Source organism: Sphingobium sp. (assembly GCA_035196065.1).
Classification (GTDB): Bacteria; Pseudomonadota; Alphaproteobacteria; order Sphingomonadales; family Sphingomonadaceae; genus Sphingorhabdus_B; species Sphingorhabdus_B rara.
Window position 1 is genome coordinate 2,705,448 of sequence record CP136575.1, and the last position, 19,623, is coordinate 2,725,070.

Consider the following 19,623-nt stretch of genomic DNA (forward strand, 5'->3'; position numbering starts at 1 on the left):
TCCTGTCAAAATTCAGATTATGTTGAAAAAACTCTTGGAAATTCAATCAGTGCAGATTGACCGCGTCATTAATGTAGAGCGAGGTCAAAAGCGCAAAGACATAGGCCTGGATCGCGCACACCAGCAGTTCGAGCAGGGTGATGCCGATCATCAGGATGAACGAAGGCAGGGCGACAAGCGGTGCAACCCACAGCGCCTCTGCATTGAGGCCGTTGATCACAAAGCCTGCGAGAACCTTCATCAGAACGTGACCTGCGGTCATTGCGACGAACAGTCGAAGCGCGAGGCTGAACGGACGGATGAGAAACGAGAACAGTTCGATCAGCGGGATCAGCCACAGCAGCCACCAGGGCGTGCCATGCGGAACAAACAGGCTGAAGAAATGGAGGCCATGGCGCCAGAAACCGACGACCAGAACGGTACCAAAGCTGAGCAGCGCGAGTACCGCAGTGACTGTCAAATGGCTGGTCACGGTAAAGGCATGCGCGCCGGGAACGATACCGATGGGCATCATGCCCATGAAGTTGGCGAAGAGGATGAACATGAACAGCGAGAATACGAGCGGGACATATTTCTTGCCCTCGGGACCGATGCTCGAGCTCATCATGTTGTTGATGAAGCCAGTGACACCTTCGACTGCCATCTGCCAGCGGCCAGGCACAAGGTCACGCTTCATGCCGCCAGCCATGAAAATCCAGATCGCGGCGAGCACGACCAGCATGAACAGCGAGGAGTTGGTGAAGGAAATGTCGAACTGGCCAAGTTGCAATTGAGCGATCGGCTCAATCTGGAACTGGTGCATCGGATCGATTTTGCCGCTTTCGCCTGCCACTTTTTGCCAACCCTGCTTATACCAAAAGCCCCGAAAGCGGGGCCGCGTCAATATAACCGAAGCGCCCAACCAAACACCAAGGGTGTTATTCCGGACGCTCCTGCGAAATCCTGTAAATATTCCTGAAGGCGACCGCTATTCCAAGGAACATGCAGACCAACAGAAGCGCTGGCGCGGTATCCAACAACTGGTCGAACAACCAGCCGACAAGGGCACCACCCGCAGGACCGGCGATCAGTTCGGTTAAGACGCGATTTCCCTGCCGCATTCCTTTGGCCGGGGGCACATCTGAGCCCGTTCTTTCCGCCTCGGCCTTCCTGACCTGTCTCAGCTGCATGTCTAACGAATCGAGCCGAGGGTCATTTTTGCCGTTGCCATCCTGCGCGGGATCGTTGGAAGCCATGCAAATCCTCCATTTTAAATGGGGAGATCCGCTTGGTACCGAGCCAACCCCGCCAAGGCACCGGCGCTTTAGGCGGCACCACGGGCCAAGTCAACCAGCCGCGATGGCTTTTGTTGCGACGCAGTATTTTGGAGTCGCTGCAACGCGGCCACATCCTACCCGCACTACATCGAATAGGCGCCGACACCCTCCCCCAGAAAGGCATTGTTCGCCTGGCGCACCTTGGCGCCGGCCTCATCATAGAGAAAAGGCAGGAATGCAAAGCGCTGCCCGCTGGTAACGGGCAATGCTTGATGGAGCAGCGAACAAGAAAAGACAATCGCCCCACCTTTAGGCGCGACATAGGCGCGCTGTCCAAATTCGGGAAAGACCAATCCACCGCCTTCATATTCGCCGGTGTTGAGATTGATCGTGACCGCAAAACGCCGATGCGCGGTGCCCTTGGTCGTATTGTCGCGATGCGGCCGAAAATGACCGCCGCTTTCGGCATCATAACATGCGACCAGATATCGCTCCATCCGCGTAACCTCGAACTGAAAGGCACGCGCGATCATGGGGTTCACTCGGTCATGGATGCGGGACTGCAACCGGTCCCGAAGCGTGGGATCTTCGATGATAACGTCGCTGCGCCGCTTATGGCCATGATCGATAATCTGTACGGTCTTGCCGTCAATATCCCGCATGAATCCCGAATCTACGCCGCCATGTCCGTGATAAAGTTCGACCAATTGGTCGCAGAGTCCATGTTCCAGAACATTTGGCACTTCAAGGACTGGTGCCCAGCTATCCTCGGCCGCCCGTGCGATTTGCATGCGCAAATTGGCAAAGGCACGATCCTGTTCGTCCAACCGATAACGACCAACCAGCCGCAACTGGCGATCAAGCACCAGCCATTGCGGTTTGTAATGCGACGGTTCTGCGTGGCTCAACGCACCGAGCAAAATACTCAGGCTGCGGTCATAATCGATGAAGTAGCGAATGCCCGGGATACGCGGCACGACGCGTTTCTGCGCGGCATCCTGTGGGTCGACGGTGACGCCGTAAAAACAGCAATTCTGGTCATCGAACATGTCAGCATGGCGCAACATAACGTCAAGCGCAGCTCGCGCTCGCGGGTCGGTCGCGCTACCAAAGAGAAGGAACAGCATCGGACGGCCGGCCGCGGTGCTGATGGCATAATTGGCATTGCCATCCAGAATTGGTGCCTTGAACCATGGAATGGGCTGCCCCGGACGCGGCGGCATTACCCGTTCTTTTGCGCGATCAACTGCCTCCATGAAAACGCCCCTCCAGCTAGGCCGAAGGGGCGATTATGCGCACGTCTGATCGGTGCACAATTCTACCTAAAGGGTTAGACCATCAGGCTGACAGGCCGAGACACGCCTTCCGATTACGGGCATCGCGGATCAAGCGCCGGCGGGCTGGAATCGCGGGTTTTCCAACTGCGATCAGGTGCCTGATATTTCTCACCGGGAACCGTACGTTCACGGATCAGGCGGCAACCATTGGTAAAGGCGAACTCCTCCACCGTCGAACCATTTGCCACGGCCTGCTCGGTGTAGAGTTCCTTGCGCTTGATGTTGATGTCATCAACCAGTGCCTTGATTGCAGGCGTCGGCGGCACGACAAAACCCAGATAGCCGTCGGTCTTTTCACCAACGAGCCCCTCGCTGCGCGCCTGCTGATAGGCTGGGTCGCGCTGCGCATGCACCGCGCTTGTCGCGGTTGCGCCGATCAGGATGGCGGCAAGAAGCATTTCCAACCTGTCCCGCATCTTTTCACTCATGGCCATCAGAACACTTCCTCATTCTCTTCCACCAGCTTTTTCGACGGTGCATCCAGCTTGACGAGAACGTCTTGCCGGATCGCGATGTTCAGGTTGATCACGATCGGTTTGTCAGGCGCAGTGACCTGCACGCAACCGGCGAGAACCAAACCCGTCAAGGGCAGCAGAAAGAAGCCTTTCTTCATGATAGACCGAATCGCACCATTGCGACCGGCCGTCAATCTGTTGAACATATGCACCCCTTCCGCTTTCGCGATGCTGAACAGGGAATCGCGCCTCCCTATCACCTGATGAGATTCGATCATTTAGGCGGCGCCTCCTCTCCGGTCACCGGCGCGGCATCGAGAACCTGACTGCCAAAACGCTGCGCCGCATATTCCCCGTCATAGACAGAACGGAGATTTGCGATGAGCGAGAGGAATTCGGCGGCAATACGCACATTAAATTCGATTGGCAGCTTAGCCAGCTGGCGGGTGATATAGTTGCGCTTCGCAAGACTGCCCTGTTGCAGCCCACGGAAACGCACTTCAGTCACCACCTCACCGCCCAAATTGCCATCGACGCCAATCTGCATTTCTTCAAAGCGAATTGATCGCAGAGCATCAAAGGCAAAGTTGGCCATGACGCCCATATCTTTATAGCTGATCTCGCCGAGATAGCTGAGTTCGCCACCGCCCGGACGCGATACCAGCCAGCCGCCGACGATGCGTCCGCCTTCCTGGTCGAAGACCATTGGAAGAGTGCCGTCAAACACGCCCGCAACCCGCAGATTTTCAATGTCATAATTACCAAGAAATTTTTCCGCGTCGAGCCCCACCATCCGGAAGGTCAGCTCGCGCTTTGCCTCTACATCGAAGTCAAGGATCGTCGGTTCAAGGATCAGTTCGCCTCCATAAAAAGGCCAGCGCCCCTCCTCTATCTTCACCTTCTGATCGGGCAGCAACTGGTAACGGATCACGCCATCAAACGCCGGAATGCCGGGATTGACCAATGCTATCCGCGCCACCTGCCCCGGCGCGGTGACCATTCCCAGCAGATCGGTAAAGGCAATTTCGGTGCTAAGCCCGTCGACAGGCCCAAAGGCTGCAGCAAGATCGGTGCGCTCGACCGTGAAGCGCCCCGAGCTGGTCACGGCCTCACCATTCCAATCGATCCGACCATCACCGCTCAGCCGCCCTTGGACATTTGCAATGCTGCCCAATGTCAGCGGCGTGATCTGTTCGGGCTGCAACCGGTCATTGAACTGCAAGTTATCGACCGACAGCAGCGCATTGCCAATGCTATTTCCCAAATCATGCTGGATCTGGGCATTGGCCACGGTAACGCTGCTTTCAGGCTCGGCCAGATCACCAATCGCCACGATCTTATTGTCGGCCAGCGTCAGTTGGAAATTGGGTACGCGCAACCGGTTAAACCGATCAACTTCAGCGGCATCCGAGACGAACAACGTTGCATCCAGGCCTAGCACGCCATCCTGCCAACGCCATTGCCCTTCGGTTTCGCCGATCAGCAGCGGCACATTGCCTATCTGCCCTGCACCGCCGATTAAGCTGCCGGCCACGCCGTCACCTGTCATACGTCCATCAATCCGCGCGACGGTAAATCGGCTCAAACTTTCGCTCACCCCCAAATCGACCGCGACCTGATTGGCAGCAAAGCCCCGGTCGAGATCGAAACTGATCGCGCTGCCACTGGCGCGCAGCGGCGATGAACCCAAAGTGCCGACGACCGAAAGCCTCGGGATGTTAAGCGCGAACTTTGTTTGCCCGCCTCCAACCCGCAGCATCGACCCACGCTCGGGACAGGCGCGCAACCGGCCAGCGGGTAAGCGCAACGCACCCGTTTCAAGCCCCTGGTAACGGACATCTGTGCAACTGCCATTCATCGCCAGAACGCCTCCGGCAAATGTGCCGCTCACCGGCAGGCTGAGCCCGCTGATCCGACCACCCAGCAAGGGCCCGGTCATGGTCGCCTGCCCGGAAAAGCGCCAGGTACCGCCTGCCTCACTGCTGAAGGCCAAGGCCGGTATGGCAAAACTGCCCCCTCGCGCATCATAGGACTGAAGCGCGAGCGTTCCTTGCCAGCCGCTTCCGCGCTGTCGCAGACTGAGGTCACCTGTTGGGAGATCACCGCCGCGCAAACCGATTGCAAAGGGTTCGACTGCATTGCCACCCGACATCGCAAAACTGCCCTGTTGACGCAGAGTCGCCCCGCTTTGCGATCGCACGAACAGCTTTTCGAGCCGGGCTGTGGAACCATCAGGCCCCGCTGCCAGATCAAATCCAAGGGTCGCGTCAAAAGCAGAGGCAGCGCGCTGCAACGCCGGCGCAAGCCGCGCAACAACCGGCCCGATGGGCGTCGCGCTTGTGCCGTCGACCAGACTGGCTGTTGCAGGGAGCATGGCAGGCGACAGTGCAGCCCCTTCTAATGCGGCAGAGCCGCGCGCCGAAATCTGCATCCCTGCCTTGCCACTCACCAACATACCCTCGGCTTTGCCGGACACGGTTCGCACGGAAAGTTCGGGCATGTGCAATGCCAGCTGGTCAAGATCGATTGCATAGCGCGTGCGGCGGGCGCTCCCATCAAAATCAAGGCGTGCCAAAAGCTCGCTCGCCCTCATATCGTCTGACCGGATCGACGTCGCCGCAACGCCGACATCCCCCAGCCAGCGGTCGAAGGATTCGGTAAACTGGACCTTACCGGCAAAAGCAGGCGCCATTGCTGCCAGATCTTGATCTGGACAATCCGCACGGGCAGCGCTGGCCGCCCCCTCAAATGCCGGACGGGCGTTGCGGATGCTTACCTTCCCGTCATAGCGCAGGCGCTTGGCCGTGCAGCCACCGCCGCCTAGCTGCGGCGATCGCACCCATAGCCTTCCGTCGAAACGGCTGCGCAAATGGCCGCTGCCCTGGGCGGCGATGCCCACGCCGCCCCATGACGTCTCCAATGATGCAATTGCATCACGCAGTCCCAAACTGATATCGGGAATGCTGATCGGTTCCTTGCTTTCCAGATCACGGAACTTGTCGAGTTCGCCTAGGCGCAGTTGCCCGTCGACCACTCTGCCCCGCAGGCGGACGCCATTGGCACGAATGGCCGATAAGCGCGGCTGGCCAAAGCCGATAACGGTGTCGATCTCTACGGCTTTTGCCGTCAGGTCAGGATTTGCAGGATCGCCCAGCACCACGTTGCGCAGCCGTTGCGTGCGAAAGCCAATGTCCTGAATCTCGTAACTTGCCCGGACATCATATTGTTCAAGCTGCCCCTGGACGAACCGGTCCGCAATGTCGGTGCGTTGCCACCAAGCCGCCAGCAACAATATCACCAGGAAAAGCAATACTGTGCCGAACACATGGCGCTTGCCCCAGCGCCGTTTAGGCCCAGCATCCGGAAGGTTGTCCTCCATATCTGCACAAATGCGCCAAAGGCCGCTTTGTTGCAACGGCGATTCCTTCAAATGTCTTGAAGCGGCGGCAAATTTACGTGACAAGCTGAGAGAGATGGCGGCATCACGCGAAAATGAAGGGCATTATGGCGCAGGCCATCGCGAGCGATTGCGCGAACGGCTGCTTGGCAAGGGCGGCGACGCCCTGCTTGATCATGAATTGCTCGAATATCTGCTGATGCTTGCGATTCCCCGGATTGATACCAAACCGATCGCGAAACAATTGCTCGCACATTATGGCAATCTATCCGCGATTTTTGCCGCCGACAGTTACAGCCTCCTGCACCAAAAAGGTGTCGGCGAAAATGCGGTATCTGCGATCAAGATCGTGCAGGCGCTCGCCTTGCGGATGGCGTCCGAACCGGTGCGCGAACTGCCCGTCCTTTCAAGCTGGCAGGCATTGCTCGATTATCTGCGGCTCGACATGGCGCATCTTACCGTGGAGCGCGTCCGCGTGCTGTACCTCAACAGCAAGAATATGCTGATCCGGGACGAAATAGCGAGCGAGGGTTCGATCGACCAGGCGCCGATTTACACGCGCGAAATCGTAAGGCGTTCGATCGACTTGGGCGCAGCGGCAATCATCCTTGTGCACAATCACCCGAGCGGAGACAGCGCACCAAGCCGCCAGGACATTTCCATGACCCGCGAAATTATCGATGTCGGAAAAAAGCTTGGCATTGCCGTTCACGATCATGTGATCATCGGCAAGGACGGGATAACCAGTCTGCGCAGCGCGGGCCTGCTTTAACCGCAGGCCGCACCGTTATTGCACCGCTATATCAGTCGCCTTGACCGGGCTCGGTCGAGAAATATTTGTCAAACTTGCCATCAACGCCCTTGAATTCGTCGGCATCGGCCGGCGGTTCACGGCTGGTGGTGATGTTCGGCCATTCAGCGCTGTAGGTCGCATTGAGTTCGAGCCACTGTTCGAGGCCGCTTTCGGTGTCAGGAAGAATTGCTTCTGCCGGACATTCAGGTTCGCACACGCCGCAATCGATGCACTCATTCGGGTTGATGACGAGCATATTCTCGCCTTCATAGAAGCAGTCGACCGGGCAGACTTCTACGCAATCCATATATTTGCATTTGATGCAGGCATCAGTGACGACGTAGGTCATTGAACAATATCTCCCCTAAGCGGTGCAGTTTATGCACCAGTGCCTATTGTTTCTTTTGCTGCGAAGTCAACGGGGGAAATTGCCCAAGGTATCAAATTTCGAGGTAGCAAGCCTGCGCCTCTGATGCGGGGCCACGGCGCGGCGGGATGGCAACAACCCGGATGGCCAGCACGGCATCACCTCGGGGAATGGTCAGCGCGTCGCCAACTTTCACCTCAGCGCTGGGTTTTTCAACCCGCCGCCCGTTCAACCGGATATGCCCTTCCGCCACAAGCACCTGTGCAAGGCTGCGCGATTTCGACAGGCGCAAATGCCAGAGCAACTTGTCGATCCGCAGCGAAGCGAGCGCCAAGCCTAACCGCCCATCTTTTCCTTGAGCGCAGCAAGCTGCAACGCAAGCGCGGTAGGAGCAGCGGGTGCCGAGCGGGTTTGCGGAGCCTTTTCACGCGGCGCGTGCGGCTTGCGCCCCTCGCCGGGCTTGCCCCTGCCCTTCGGCTTGCCGCGCATTTGGCCCTGGTCTGGCCGAGATGCTTGCGGCCGTGGCTTGCGGATACCAATCCAGCGCCAATAAGTGAGGTTTGCCGATGAAACAGGCGCAGCCAATTCAGTTGCGGCGCTATCCGTTTCCAAAACCGGCAGGCTGTCGGGGGTTTCTGCCTCGATAACCGGCGGCATATCCTGTTGTACTTCGACGGTGTCCGCTGCCTCTTCTTCGAAGACCAGCGCTTCTTCAATGGCAGAATCAGACGCTGCGGTTTCGGCAGCTTCACCGGCATTTGCATCGTCACCGTCCGCTGCAGGCAATTCTAACGATGGTGCCTTCATCTTTCGGAAGCCGGCATCACGCATCAATGCTTCCAGCCCTTCCTCGCTGAGCCCCAGCGAAGTGGCAAAGGCCATGTCCAAACCGAAATCATTCTTGTCGCCGCGCGTCTCATGCGCCTTACGAACTACACGTTCGGCAAGGTCGATACGGACATACTCGCTTCCAACGCGGCGGTAGCCCGCATTCCGGCAGTCGGCGGCCGAAGCAAATTCCCAATCCTTCAGATGCACCGCGCTTTCGGGCGGAAGATCGGGCATCGGCTTTTCAGTCAGCGCAGAAAAAAGTGCCGCGCGCCAGCGGGTGGCCGCCGGCTTCAATATGGCATGATGATAAACGTCGAGCGCGCCGAAGACTATCCCCGCCTTGCGCGCCGCGCCGCGCGCTTCCTTGGGCAGGGCCGTCAATGTGTCAGCCAGAAATTGCCGCCCTGCAATTCCGCCTGCATCGGCAAGCCGGGCAGCAAGCGCGCGGACGACGCCATCGGTTGCAGCATCAGCAGCGAGCTGGTTCAGCGCGATCAGACCGCCCATATGCTTTGCCAATTGCGCTTGCACCCAGCCATCGGCCTTTTCAACGATAGCACGCAGGTCCTCACCCTCAAGCCCGGCAACAGCGCGCACCGGCTTGAACAGTGGCTGCAACAGGCTGCGGCCCTTTACCAGATGCCCCAACATGGCACCCTGCCAGAACAGCGCGGGCCGACCCTCAGCGTCGCGTTCGAGTGAAAATTCCTGCGTTTCGGCCATTGCCACCGCCCTCGCCCTTTGTTTCAAATATGCTGCCAGATGCCGCTCAGCGGCTGCAAGCAACAGTTTACGTTCCCCAACCCTCGCCAACGGATCGACCTTGAAAGCGAAGCCGTCAAGCGCGCCAATATGTTCGCCGTCAACAAAAACCTGATTATCGGCATCGACCTCCACCGGCAAAAGGGCATCGTCGCGCGTCGCCTTACGTAGCAGAATCGATGTCCGCCGGTCTACAAAACGCTGACGAAGCGCATTGTGCAACGCATCGGACAGCTTTTCTTCAAGCGCCCTTGTCCGCTCGGCCATGGCGACCGGATCAGCCACCCAGTCGCCGCGATGCGCGACGTAAGACCATGTGCGCACCGCCGCGATCCGCGCCGACAGCGTATCGACATCTCCTTGGATGGTATCGAGCCGCGCCAGTTCTCCAGCCACATAGCTATGGGGAAGCACACCGCCCACCAGATGTTCCCACAAGGACGCGACAAAACGGCTATGATGTTCGGCTCCGGTCTGGCGAAAGTCCGGAAGGCTTGCGACCTCCCAAAGCCGGGCAACGCTTTTCGGGCCAGCAAGCTTTGCGGTGACCTGCGACATTTCTGCAAGCCGTTTCAACACGGCAAGGTCGATCGCTTCTGGCGCGGCGCGCAGCGGCGGCCCGTCTGGCTTTGCCTCAAGATCGGCGATCAATTGCGACAGGCTTGAAAAGCGGGGCGCTGCCTCTCGCCAGTACATCCAGTCGAGCGCGGGGAAATTGTGTCCCTCGATCGCCAGCAATTCCTCTGCGGTCATCTCGCCCGCCTCGCCAGCGACAGTACCGAAGGTGCCATCGCGCTGATGACGGCCGGCCCGCCCTGCAATCTGCGCCATTTCCGATACGGTCAGGCGTCGTGTGCGATGTCCATCAAATTTGGAAAGACCTGCAAAGGCAATGTGTTGAACATCAAGATTGAGACCCATTCCGATGGCATCAGTCGCCACCAGATAATCGACCTCTCCCGACTGGAACATCGCCACCTGTGCGTTGCGCGTGCGCGGGGATAGCGCGCCCATCACCACCGCCGCGCCGCCGCGCAATCGGCGCAGCAGTTCGGCTACCGCATAAACCTGCTCTACAGAAAAGGCGACGATTGCCGAACGCGGCGGAAGGCGGGACAGCTTTTTGGGGCCAGCATAGCTCAATGTCGAAAAGCGTGGACGCGAGATGATCTCGGCATCGGGCAGCAAAGCCTTCACCATCGGGCGAAGCGCCTCTGATCCCAATATCATCGTTTCCTCGCGGCCGCGCACATGCAGCATCCGGTCCGTAAAGATATGCCCGCGCTCAGGATCGGCCCCGATTTGCGCCTCGTCGAGCGCGGCAAAGGCGAACTGGCGTTCCACCGGCATTGATTCGGCGGTGCACAAATACCAGCGTGCGCCCGGCGGTTCGATTCGCTCCTCGCCGGTGATCAGCGCGACCTCCTTGGGTCCCTTGATCGCGACCACCCGATCATAAATCTCCCGCGCCAGCAGGCGCAACGGAAACCCCATCACACCGCTGGAATGCGCGCACAGCCGCTCGACCGCAAGATGCGTCTTGCCGGTATTAGTCGGGCCGAGGACTGCTTTGATCGGGGCTTGGGGGGAGGACATTGTGCGCGGTGCCTAACAGCGGTTGTTTGAAGCTGCCAGTGCCGATTGTTTTGGCACGCCCGGGGCAGACCATAAATGGTTGCAACCGCAACCGCCGCAGGGCATTTGCCTGATGATGAGCAACCTTCCTACACTTGACTTCGCGCTTGGCGAAAATGCGGAAATGATCCGCGAAACCACCTACCGCTTTGCGACCGACAAGATCGCCCCGCTTGCGGCAAAGATCGATGCTGAGGATTGGTTCCCCCGAAACGAGCTTTGGCCGGCAATGGGCGAACTTGGCCTGCACGGCCTGACGGTTGAAGAACAGGATGGCGGGCTTGGCCTTGGCTACCTGGAACATGTCGTTGCGGTCGAAGAAGTCAGTCGGGCATCGGCATCGATCGGGCTCTCTTATGGGGCGCATTCCAACCTCTGCGTCAACCAGATCCGCCGCTGGGCCAATGCCGAGCAGAAGGCGAAATATCTTCCCCGGCTCATCAGTGGCGAACATGTCGGCAGCCTCGCTATGTCGGAAGCGGGCGCAGGATCCGATGTCGTGTCAATGAAGCTGAAGGCCGATGCTGTGCAGGGCGGATTCGTGCTCAATGGCACCAAATATTGGATCACCAACGCGCCTTATGCCGACACGTTGGTTGTCTACGCGAAAACCGCGCCCGATGCCGGATCGCGCGGCATCACTGCCTTTCTGATCGAAAAGGGCGACGAAGGATTTGGAATCGGACAGAAGATCGACAAGGTCGGCATGCGCGGTTCGCCAACAGCAGAGCTTGTCTTCAACGACTGCTTCATTCCTGAAGATCGCATCATGGGCCCGCTGCACGGCGGTGTCGGTGTATTGATGAGCGGGCTCGATTATGAGCGCGTCGTGCTCGCCGGGCTTCAGCTTGGCGTGATGCAGGCCTGCCTTGATGTTGTCCTGCCCTATGTCCGCGAACGCAAGCAGTTCGGCAAGGCAATCGGCAGTTTCCAATTGATGCAGGGCAAGATTGCCGACATGTATGTCGCGTTCAATTCTGCGCGCAGCTATGTCTATAATGTCGCACGTGCTTGCGACACCGGGCAGACCACCCGCTTTGACGCAGCAGGCGCGATCCTTCTCGCCAGCGAAAGCGCGGTAAAGGTTGCCGGTGAAGCGATCCAGGCGCTGGGAGGCGCCGGCTATACCAAGGATTGGCCGGTGGAACGCTTTTGGCGCGATGCAAAATTGCTCGACATCGGCGCCGGCACCAACGAAATCCGCCGGATGCTGATCGGGCGGGAACTTATCGGGGGGGTATGACCACTCGCCCCGTCCTTGGCGTCATCGCCTGCAACCGGCAGGTCGGCACTGAACCGGCACAGGCGGTGATGGAACGCTATATTCGCGCGGCTATGACCTATGCTGATGTCGCGGCTTTGATTATCCCCTCACTGCCTGACCTGATGACCGCGGCCGAGGTGGCACCGAGGCTTGACGGCATTTTGCTCACCGGCAGCCCGTCCAATGTCGCCACCGCACGCTATGGTGACGATGGAGGCGACGGCCCGTTTGACGAAGGCCGCGACGAAATCGCGCTGTCGATGGTCGAGCGGATGATCGACGCGCAAAAGCCGGTGTTTGGCATCTGTCGCGGCTTTCAGGAAATCAATGTCGCACTGGGCGGAACGCTGCGCCGCGATGCCAGCGCCAATGACGATCTCATCCGCCACCATGCGCCTGATGATGTATCCTTCGACGCGATGTTCGACCATCGGCACCCGGTAGAACTGGAGAGCGGAGGCTGGCTGGCCAGTGCCTATGGCAAGCCGGCACTCGATGTGAATTCGGTGCATTATCAGGGAATCGGCAGGCTGGCCGACGGCCTTTCGATTGAAGCCCGGGCACCCGACGGGCTGATCGAGGCCTATAGCGCAAGGCCCAATGGCGCGCCGCTGCTGGCAGTGCAATGGCACCCCGAATGGGGCACCGAAAAGGATCTGGATTCGCAGACCTATTTTCACTTGCTCGGAAAAGCGTTAAGAGGCGCGTTATGAACCGCTGCATCACCCGTTATAATCGCTACCAAGCGCGGATCGGCTTTTCGCCCTGACGGTCTCGTCGTACCTGCGAAGGCAGGGACCACAACAGGTTTAAGCCATTCTGGCTGCATAAACCGCCAACGGCCCCTGCCTCTGCAGGGGCGACGCTCAGTATCAGGAACGACTACATGCCCCGCAATTACGACATCGCCGAACTCCGTCGCCTCGACATCGCCCACCACCTTCCCGCCCAAGCTGACTGGCAGGAAATTGAGGATCTGGGCGGCAGTCGCATCATCACCCATGCCGATGGCTGCTACATCCATGATGGCGATGGCAACCGCATCCTCGACGGAATGGCTGGTCTGTGGTGCGTCAATGTCGGTTATGGCCGCGATGAATTGGCCGATGTCGCCGCCGAACAGATGCGCGAGCTGCCTTATTACAACAGCTTCTTCAAGACGGCGAACCCGCCAGCCGTATTGCTTGCCGACAAAATTGCCAGCCTGACCGGTGGTCGGCTGCCGCATGTGTTTTTCAACAGTTCGGGTTCGGAAGCCAATGACACGATCCTGCGGATGGTCCGCCATTATTGGCAAGTGAAGGGCGAAACCAGCCGAACAATCTTCATCAGCCGCCACAATGCCTATCATGGTTCGACCGTAGCGGGCGTCAGCATGGGCGGGATGAAGGCGATGCACAGCCAGGGATTCCCAGCACCGGGAATCCTGCCGCTTGCCGGGATCGAACATGTCCGCCAGCCTTATTGGTACAATGAAGGCCGGGACATGAGCCCGGAAGATTTCGGTACAGCTTGCGCGCAGGCCATCGAAGACAAGATCCTTGAAGTCGGCCCCGAAAATGTCGCGGCCTTCATCGGTGAACCGGTGCAGGGTGCTGGCGGCGTAATCATCCCGCCCGCCAATTACTGGCCACAGGTCGAGGCTATCTGCCGCAAATATGGTATCCTGCTGGTGTGCGACGAAGTTATCTGCGGCTTTGGCCGTACCGGCAATATGTGGGGCCATGAAACGATGGGTGTAAAGCCCGATATGATCGCGATGGCCAAGGGTCTGTCGTCGGGTTATCTGCCTATTTCTGCCGTCGCGGTTAGCGCCGAGATCATCAAGGTTCTGAAAAGCGGTGGCGATTTCGTGCACGGATACACCTATTCGGGCCATCCGGTAGCGGCGGCCGTGGCCCTCCGCAATATTGAGATCATGGAACGCGAAGGACTGGTCGAGAAAGTCCGCAACGAAACCGGGCCTTATCTGGCCAAGGCTTTGGCGAAGTTAAATGACCATCCGTTGGTGGGCGAGGCCCGCTCGGTCGGGCTGCTCGGCGCGGTTGAAATTGTCGCCGACAAGGCAAGCGGCGCGCGTTTCAACGGAGCCGAGGGCACTGCCGGGCCAATGGTGCGCGACATCTGCATCCGCAATGGCCTAATGGTCCGCGGTATCCGCGATAGTTTGGTGATGTGCCCACCGCTGATCATCTCGACACAGCAAATCGACGATCTGGTCGGGATCATCCGCCAATCGCTTGACGAAGCCGAACCATTACTCCGCGCGCTATGAAGGGTTGACGGCGAGTCCCCCCTCTCCCATCTTGGGGGCATGAGCGATATTCCCGACGACACACCGCCCGACAATGAAACAATGCGCGAAGTAAAGCGCGCCAAGGCCAGCAAGGAAGCCGCAGACAAGAGCGGCGGGCTGGGCTGGAAGACTGCTGCCGGGATCGGGATCGGTTCCGCAGCGCTTGCAGCCGCGCTGATCTATGCGAGCAAGGCACGCAAGAAAGACAGTTGACGGCTGCAAAGCTGCACTGGACTTTTGCGCCGCTTCGCCTACCTCTGGCGATCATGAACAGCCTGTTTAGCAGCGCCGCGCTTGGCGGCATATCACTGGCGCTTCTTGCGCTTCCCGTGACCCCGGTTCGCGCTGCGCAAGCGAAGCCTGCAGCGCCGGTTTTGACCTGTAAGGTGAAAGCCGCTGATGGGCTTTCCTATACAGTCATCAAGCCCGGCAGTGGCGAAAAGGCGGCGGTCAATTCCCGCGTAGAAGTGAATTATACCGGACGGCTTGCATCCGACGGCAGCGAATTTGATAGCGGCAAGTCGATCAAGTTCAAGGTTGGCGAGGTGATCCCCGGATTTGCGCAGGGGCTGCAGTTGATGCAGCCAGGCGGCAGCTATCGCCTGTGCATACCGGCAGCGCTTGGCTATGGCGCAGAGGGCGCAGGCACTATTCCGGCCAATGCCGACCTGGTGTTCGAGGTCGATCTGCTATCCTTCACAACACCGCCGCCCAAGCCAGTGATCGCGCCTGCCGATCGCAGTTGTCCGCAGACCACGGCGTCGGGGCTGGGCTACGCGATCGTCACCCCCAGTCAGGGCCGCACCCCGACCGATGCGGACATGGCGCTGGTCGACTTTTCGCTGTTTGATGCCGCGACTGGCATTGTTGACCAACAGCGGCAATGGGAAAAAATCCCGCTGGCAATGGCAACGCCGATTTTTGCAGAGGCGCTGAAGATGATGCCGCTGGGTTCGACCTACCGTTTCTGCATGCCGGCCAATGCAGATGCGCCTGCAGATCCGGTCACCAACATCATCGTAACGCTGATCGACCTGCGCACTGCGCCGCCGACCGACGAGTGATGCTTAACTCAGCAGCACCACCGGGCTGTCCGCCCGCCAGTGCATGCTGACGCGGTCATCCCAGGTGAAATCCTCCTGATCGTGGCGCGACATGTTCGGCCTTGAAACGCGGATCATGTCGCCGCTGTCGAGGCGGATTTCATAAAGCGTGATGTCGCCGAGATAACTCATCCCCTTGATGACGCCGCGTGCGAAATTATGCCCTTCAGGGGCATCCTGCGCGGCAGCGCGTACTGCCTTTCCTTCGCCGGGAACATGCAGGTAGATTTTTTCAGGACGCAGCGCGATCCAGACGTCGGCTCCGTGCGGGCCGGTGACGCCATGGTTCAGATAGACCTTGCCGACGCCGGGGCAGTCGACCGCTGCTTTGTCGGGCTCATCCAGCGTCAACTTGCCTTCGAAGATATTCACCGAGCCGACAAAATCGGCAACAAAGCGGTTGGCCGGATATTCATACAGGTCTGATGGCCCAGCGAGTTGGGCCACTTCGCCCTTGTTGATCACCGCTATGCGGTTTGCCATCGACAATGCCTCGTCCTGATCATGCGTCACCGTGACGAAGGTAATGCCGACCTGATCCTGAAGGTCCGATAGTTCGAACTGCATCTGTGCGCGCAGCTTGGCATCCAAGGCGGAGAGCGGTTCATCAAGCAACAAAACCTTGGGCCGCATGACAAGGCTGCGCGCAAGCGCCACGCGCTGCCGCTGGCCGCCCGACATCTGGTCAGGCATGCGATCCTCAAATCCGCCCAGCTTGACCAGTTCGAGCGCCTCGCGCACACGGTCCTCACGCTCGCCGCGACCGACGCCGCGGATTTTCAGGCCATAGGCGACATTGTCCGCCACCGACATATGCGGGAAGACAGCATAGCTCTGGAACACCATGTTGACCGGTCGTTTGTTCGGCGGCACATCGCTCATGTCCTGACCATCGATCAGGATCTGGCCTTCGGTCGGCAGTTCAAAGCCAGCGATCATCCGCAGCAATGTTGTCTTGCCGCAGCCCGATGGACCAAGCAGCACGAAAAATTCGCCCGCCATGATGTCGAGCGTGACATTGTCCACCGCGGTCACTTTGCCAAAACGTTTGGAAACGTTGCGGATCTGGATAATGGGTTGCTTGTCGGTCATGTATGGCTTCCGGCAATGGCTTTGACGCCCTGCAGTTTGAGGGCGATGGCGGTCAGAACGATGGTGAGGATGATGAGGATGGTGGAGGCCGCATTCACCTCTGGCGTCACCGAAAAACGGACCATTGAATAGACCTTCACAGGGAAGGTTATCGTATCCGGCCCGCTGGTGAAGAAGGTGATCACGAAATCGTCGAGACTCAAGGTGAAGGCCAGCAATGCGCCAGCGATCAGCCCAGGCTTCATGTGCGGCAGCAATATGTCACGGAAGGTCTGCCATTCGGATGCGCCCAGATCCTTGGCCGCCTCCTCTTCCTCGCGATTGAAGCTCTCGAGCCGCGATCGCACCACCATCGCAACAAAGGGGAAGCAAAAGGTGATGTGCGCAATCGTGATCGCTGACAGATTAAGCGGCCATGGCAGCCCTGTCGGCCAGTCGATACGCGCGAAGAAGATCAAGAAGGCGACGCCGAGACAGATTTCCGGAACGATGATCGGCAGAGACATAGTGCCTTCAACCGCGCCCTTGAACGGGAAGCGGAAACGCCAAAGCATAACCGCCGCCAGCGCGCCGAGCACCAGACTGAACGCTGTCGCCAGCCCGGCAATGGTCAGTGAATTGACCATCGCCTCTACCAGCGATTCATTATTGAACGCCTTTTCATAATATTTGAGTGTGAAGCCCTTCCAGACGACATTGCGCTTTGAATCGTTGAAGCTGAAAATCATCAGGATCAGCAACGGCGCATAGAGGAAGAACATCGTCGCGCCGACCCATCCGCGCATCCATGCCTTGCGAGTATATTCAAGCGGGGCAACTGGGGTACGGTTAAACAGCGGCATCAGCGCGCCTCCCCGCTTTTTTCGCGCCGCATCGATTGCAGTGCGATCAGAATGAACATCGCGTAGATCAGCAGGAAGGAAAGCGCCGCGCCAAACGGCCAGTCATTCGCGCGCTTGAATTGCCGCTCGATCACATTGGCGATCATCTGGCTTTCGGTGCCGCCCATCAGGTCAGGCGTCAGATAGGCACCCAGTGCAGGGATCAGCGTGATCATCACTCCCGCCAATATGCCCGGCCCGGCAAGCGGAACAACAATCTTCATCAATGTGCGCAAATGCCCTGCGCCAAGATCAAGGCTTGCCTCAATCAGGGATTTGTCGAGCCGGTCCAGCGCGGCATAGAGCGGCAACACCATGAAGGGCAGATGGACATAGACCAAGCCCAATACCACCGCGAAATTATTGTACAGCAGTTGCACCGGCGTCCATGCCTCCAGCGGCTGCATGCCGACAACAACGCGCAGCCAGCTTGCCCCCTCCCACAAGGCGCCCAACCCCATATTGGCATAACCGTTGGTGCCCATCAGCATCATCAGCGCATAGGTGCGGATCAACAGGTTGGTCCAGAAGGGCAGCATGATCCCCAGCAGCAGCCAAGGCCGCCATTTGGGAGAAGCGAAGGTGATCGCCATAGCCACCGGAAAACCGATGATCAGGCAGATCAGCGTGACCAGTGCCGCAACAGCAAAACTTTTTAGGAAGATTGAGATGTACAGCCATTCGGTCGCCCGTTTGTAATTTTCGAGCGTTCCTGAAATAGCAATGTCGGCAGGGCCAGCATTTTCCCCGAAACTGTAAAGCCAGACGATCGCCATCGGAACGATGAAAAACAGCGCCAGCCAGAATAATGGCACGCCGGCAATCGCGGCGAAGGGCCGCTTATATGCTTTCCAGTCCTGTAGAGGGCCGGCCATTATGTCTCCCACTTCCTCGCCCAGCCTGCCAATGCCGGGAAACTTGTAAAATGGCCGCCGCTATAGTGTCAGCTAAAACAGCGGCGGCCGATATTCTGCCGATCAGGCCGCGCGGACACGGGTGAAGGCCGCCTCATATTTGGGCTGCAGATCGGGGTTATATTTCGCATATTCACATTTGGCGAGAATGTCTGCCGGCGGGAAAATCACCGGATTATTCTTGTAGCTTTCGGGCATCAGCGCCTTGGCCGCCGCGTTGGGCGTCGGATAGAGGATCGTCTCAGTTATCTTCTTGCCGGCTTCTGCATCCAGCAGATAATTGATGAAGGCATGGGCATTTTTGGGACGCGGCGCGCCCTTTGGAATGCACAGATTGTCCGAATTGAGTTGGCTGCCTTCCTTGGGAATGGCAAAACCAATATCTTCATCCTCGGTCATGATCTGCGCGATATCGCCATTATATTCGAGCACCAGGTCGACCTCGCCCTTAAGCAGCAGATCCTGGCCATTATCTTCATGGAAAGCTTTGATGTTAGGCTTTTGCTTGATCATCATGGCTTCGATCATGGCGATATCGGCGTCAGTCAGGGCGTTCACGGATTTACCAAGATATTTGCCGTATAGGCGGAACATATCCCCCGCCTCTGAGAGCAGCGCGATGCGGCCCTTATACTCGTCGCTGTCGAACAGCACCTTCCAGCTATCCGGCACGCCTTTGACCTTGGACTTGCGATAGCCGATACCCAGCGCCAGCCAAGTATAGGGCATCGAATATTTCCTCTTCGGATCGTAGGGCACGTCCTTGAATTCGGGGGCAATATTCTTTTCGAAATTAGGGATCAGGCTGTGATCAAGCGGCATCAGCATGTCGGCAGCCGCCATGCGCTCGACAAAATCATTTGACGGGACAATTACGTCATAGCCCTGGTTGCCGGCTTTCAGCTTGGCGAACAGTTCGTCATTGCTGGCGAACAGGGTCATGTTCACATCAACGCCGCTCGCACCCTTGAAATCTTCAAGCGTCGTTTCGCCGATATAGGTATCCCAATTGTAGAAGTTCAGCTTGCCATCTTCGCCATTGGCAAGCTTCTTTGCTTCTTTCTCTCCGCAACCGGAAAGCGCACCTGTAAAGGTCAGCCCAACAGCCGCGACGCCCATGCCTTTCAGCAGCGAACGCCTGTTCTGTGCGTTATCGAGAAGTGTTTTGAAATCCATGCTTTTGCTCCACCTTCTTTAGGGCTCCCTCGAGTCCTGATGCTGGCGCAAAAACCGCGTTTTT

General features: G+C 58.4%; 19 protein-coding genes. 6 read left to right on the top strand and 13 right to left on the bottom strand.

Going from position 1 to position 19,623, the window contains the following annotated elements:
- Positions 1 to 46 precede the first annotated feature (46 nt).
- The 6 genes from RSE16_13050 to RSE16_13075 all read right to left on the bottom strand — a co-directional run bounded on the left by RSE16_13050 (position 47) and on the right by RSE16_13075 (position 6,463).
- Positions 47 to 802: a F0F1 ATP synthase subunit A gene (locus RSE16_13050; GenBank protein WRH77360.1), complete on the bottom strand. Its 756-nt coding sequence runs from the start codon at positions 800 to 802 to the stop codon at positions 47 to 49.
- Positions 803 to 917: 115 nt separating this feature from the next.
- Complete coding sequence (locus tag RSE16_13055) at positions 918 to 1,235, bottom strand: AtpZ/AtpI family protein (GenBank protein WRH75620.1); 318 nt, start codon at positions 1,233 to 1,235, stop codon at positions 918 to 920.
- 164 nt (positions 1,236 to 1,399) lie between these two features.
- Complete coding sequence (locus RSE16_13060; protein WRH75621.1) at positions 1,400 to 2,512, bottom strand: 2OG-Fe(II) oxygenase; 1,113 nt, start codon at positions 2,510 to 2,512, stop codon at positions 1,400 to 1,402.
- A gap of 113 nt (positions 2,513 to 2,625) precedes the next feature.
- Positions 2,626 to 3,027 (bottom strand): YdbL family protein, encoded by a 402-nt coding sequence (locus tag RSE16_13065; protein ID WRH75622.1) that lies wholly within the window; start codon positions 3,025 to 3,027, stop codon positions 2,626 to 2,628.
- Complete coding sequence (locus RSE16_13070) at positions 3,027 to 3,254, bottom strand: YnbE family lipoprotein (GenBank protein WRH75623.1); 228 nt, start codon at positions 3,252 to 3,254, stop codon at positions 3,027 to 3,029. The genes RSE16_13065 and RSE16_13070 overlap by 1 nt, the downstream gene beginning before the upstream one ends.
- Positions 3,255 to 3,322: 68 nt before the next feature.
- A complete protein-coding gene (locus RSE16_13075; protein WRH75624.1) occupies positions 3,323 to 6,463 on the bottom strand; it encodes a YdbH domain-containing protein in 3,141 nt (1,046 codons plus the stop codon).
- A 58-nt stretch (positions 6,464 to 6,521) separates the two neighbouring features.
- On the opposite strand from RSE16_13075, the gene radC reads away from it, so the two are divergent.
- Positions 6,522 to 7,217 (top strand): DNA repair protein RadC, encoded by a 696-nt coding sequence (gene radC / locus RSE16_13080; GenBank protein ID WRH75625.1) that lies wholly within the window; start codon positions 6,522 to 6,524, stop codon positions 7,215 to 7,217.
- A gap of 31 nt (positions 7,218 to 7,248) precedes the next feature.
- On the opposite strand, the gene RSE16_13085 is transcribed toward radC, so the two are convergent.
- The 3 genes from RSE16_13085 to RSE16_13095 form a co-directional block, all read right to left on the bottom strand.
- The gene (locus tag RSE16_13085; protein ID WRH75626.1) at positions 7,249 to 7,587 is read right to left on the bottom strand and encodes a ferredoxin family protein; all 339 of its coding nucleotides are present in this window, start codon (positions 7,585 to 7,587) and stop codon (positions 7,249 to 7,251) included.
- Positions 7,588 to 7,678: 91 nt separating this feature from the next.
- Positions 7,679 to 7,939, bottom strand: a complete 261-nt coding sequence (locus RSE16_13090) for an RNA-binding S4 domain-containing protein (protein WRH75627.1) — start codon at positions 7,937 to 7,939, stop codon at positions 7,679 to 7,681.
- A 2-nt stretch (positions 7,940 to 7,941) separates the two neighbouring features.
- On the bottom strand, positions 7,942 to 10,794 hold the full coding sequence (locus tag RSE16_13095) for a helicase-related protein (GenBank protein ID WRH75628.1): 2,853 nt from the start codon (positions 10,792 to 10,794) through the stop codon (positions 7,942 to 7,944).
- A gap of 115 nt (positions 10,795 to 10,909) precedes the next feature.
- Between RSE16_13095 and RSE16_13100 the strand changes: the two genes are divergently transcribed.
- From RSE16_13100 to RSE16_13120, 5 genes are all read left to right on the top strand, one after another.
- A complete protein-coding gene (locus tag RSE16_13100; protein ID WRH77361.1) occupies positions 10,910 to 12,076 on the top strand; it encodes an isovaleryl-CoA dehydrogenase in 1,167 nt (388 codons plus the stop codon).
- Positions 12,073 to 12,810 carry a gamma-glutamyl-gamma-aminobutyrate hydrolase family protein gene (locus RSE16_13105; GenBank protein ID WRH75629.1) on the top strand — a complete coding sequence of 246 codons (738 nt, stop codon included), beginning with the start codon at positions 12,073 to 12,075 and terminating at the stop codon, positions 12,808 to 12,810. The genes RSE16_13100 and RSE16_13105 overlap by 4 nt, the downstream gene beginning before the upstream one ends.
- A 173-nt stretch (positions 12,811 to 12,983) precedes the next feature.
- Positions 12,984 to 14,372 (top strand): aspartate aminotransferase family protein, encoded by a 1,389-nt coding sequence (locus RSE16_13110; GenBank protein ID WRH75630.1) that lies wholly within the window; start codon positions 12,984 to 12,986, stop codon positions 14,370 to 14,372.
- A 39-nt stretch (positions 14,373 to 14,411) separates the two neighbouring features.
- The gene (locus tag RSE16_13115) at positions 14,412 to 14,606 is read left to right on the top strand and encodes a hypothetical protein (protein ID WRH75631.1); all 195 of its coding nucleotides are present in this window, start codon (positions 14,412 to 14,414) and stop codon (positions 14,604 to 14,606) included.
- Positions 14,603 to 15,457, top strand: a complete 855-nt coding sequence (locus RSE16_13120; protein ID WRH75632.1) for an FKBP-type peptidyl-prolyl cis-trans isomerase — start codon at positions 14,603 to 14,605, stop codon at positions 15,455 to 15,457. The genes RSE16_13115 and RSE16_13120 overlap by 4 nt, the downstream gene beginning before the upstream one ends.
- Positions 15,458 to 15,460: 3 nt before the next feature.
- Here the strand turns inward: RSE16_13120 and RSE16_13125 are convergent, their stop codons facing one another.
- The 4 genes from RSE16_13125 to RSE16_13140 form a co-directional block, all read right to left on the bottom strand.
- Positions 15,461 to 16,588: an ABC transporter ATP-binding protein gene (locus tag RSE16_13125; protein ID WRH75633.1), complete on the bottom strand. Its 1,128-nt coding sequence runs from the start codon at positions 16,586 to 16,588 to the stop codon at positions 15,461 to 15,463.
- The gene (locus tag RSE16_13130) at positions 16,585 to 17,430 is read right to left on the bottom strand and encodes an ABC transporter permease (GenBank protein ID WRH75634.1); all 846 of its coding nucleotides are present in this window, start codon (positions 17,428 to 17,430) and stop codon (positions 16,585 to 16,587) included. The genes RSE16_13125 and RSE16_13130 overlap by 4 nt, the downstream gene beginning before the upstream one ends.
- Complete coding sequence (locus RSE16_13135) at positions 17,430 to 18,344, bottom strand: ABC transporter permease (GenBank protein ID WRH75635.1); 915 nt, start codon at positions 18,342 to 18,344, stop codon at positions 17,430 to 17,432. The genes RSE16_13130 and RSE16_13135 overlap by 1 nt, the downstream gene beginning before the upstream one ends.
- Positions 18,345 to 18,446: 102 nt before the next feature.
- Positions 18,447 to 19,559 (bottom strand): spermidine/putrescine ABC transporter substrate-binding protein, encoded by a 1,113-nt coding sequence (locus RSE16_13140; protein ID WRH75636.1) that lies wholly within the window; start codon positions 19,557 to 19,559, stop codon positions 18,447 to 18,449.
- Between the last annotated feature and the right edge of the window lie 64 nt (positions 19,560 to 19,623).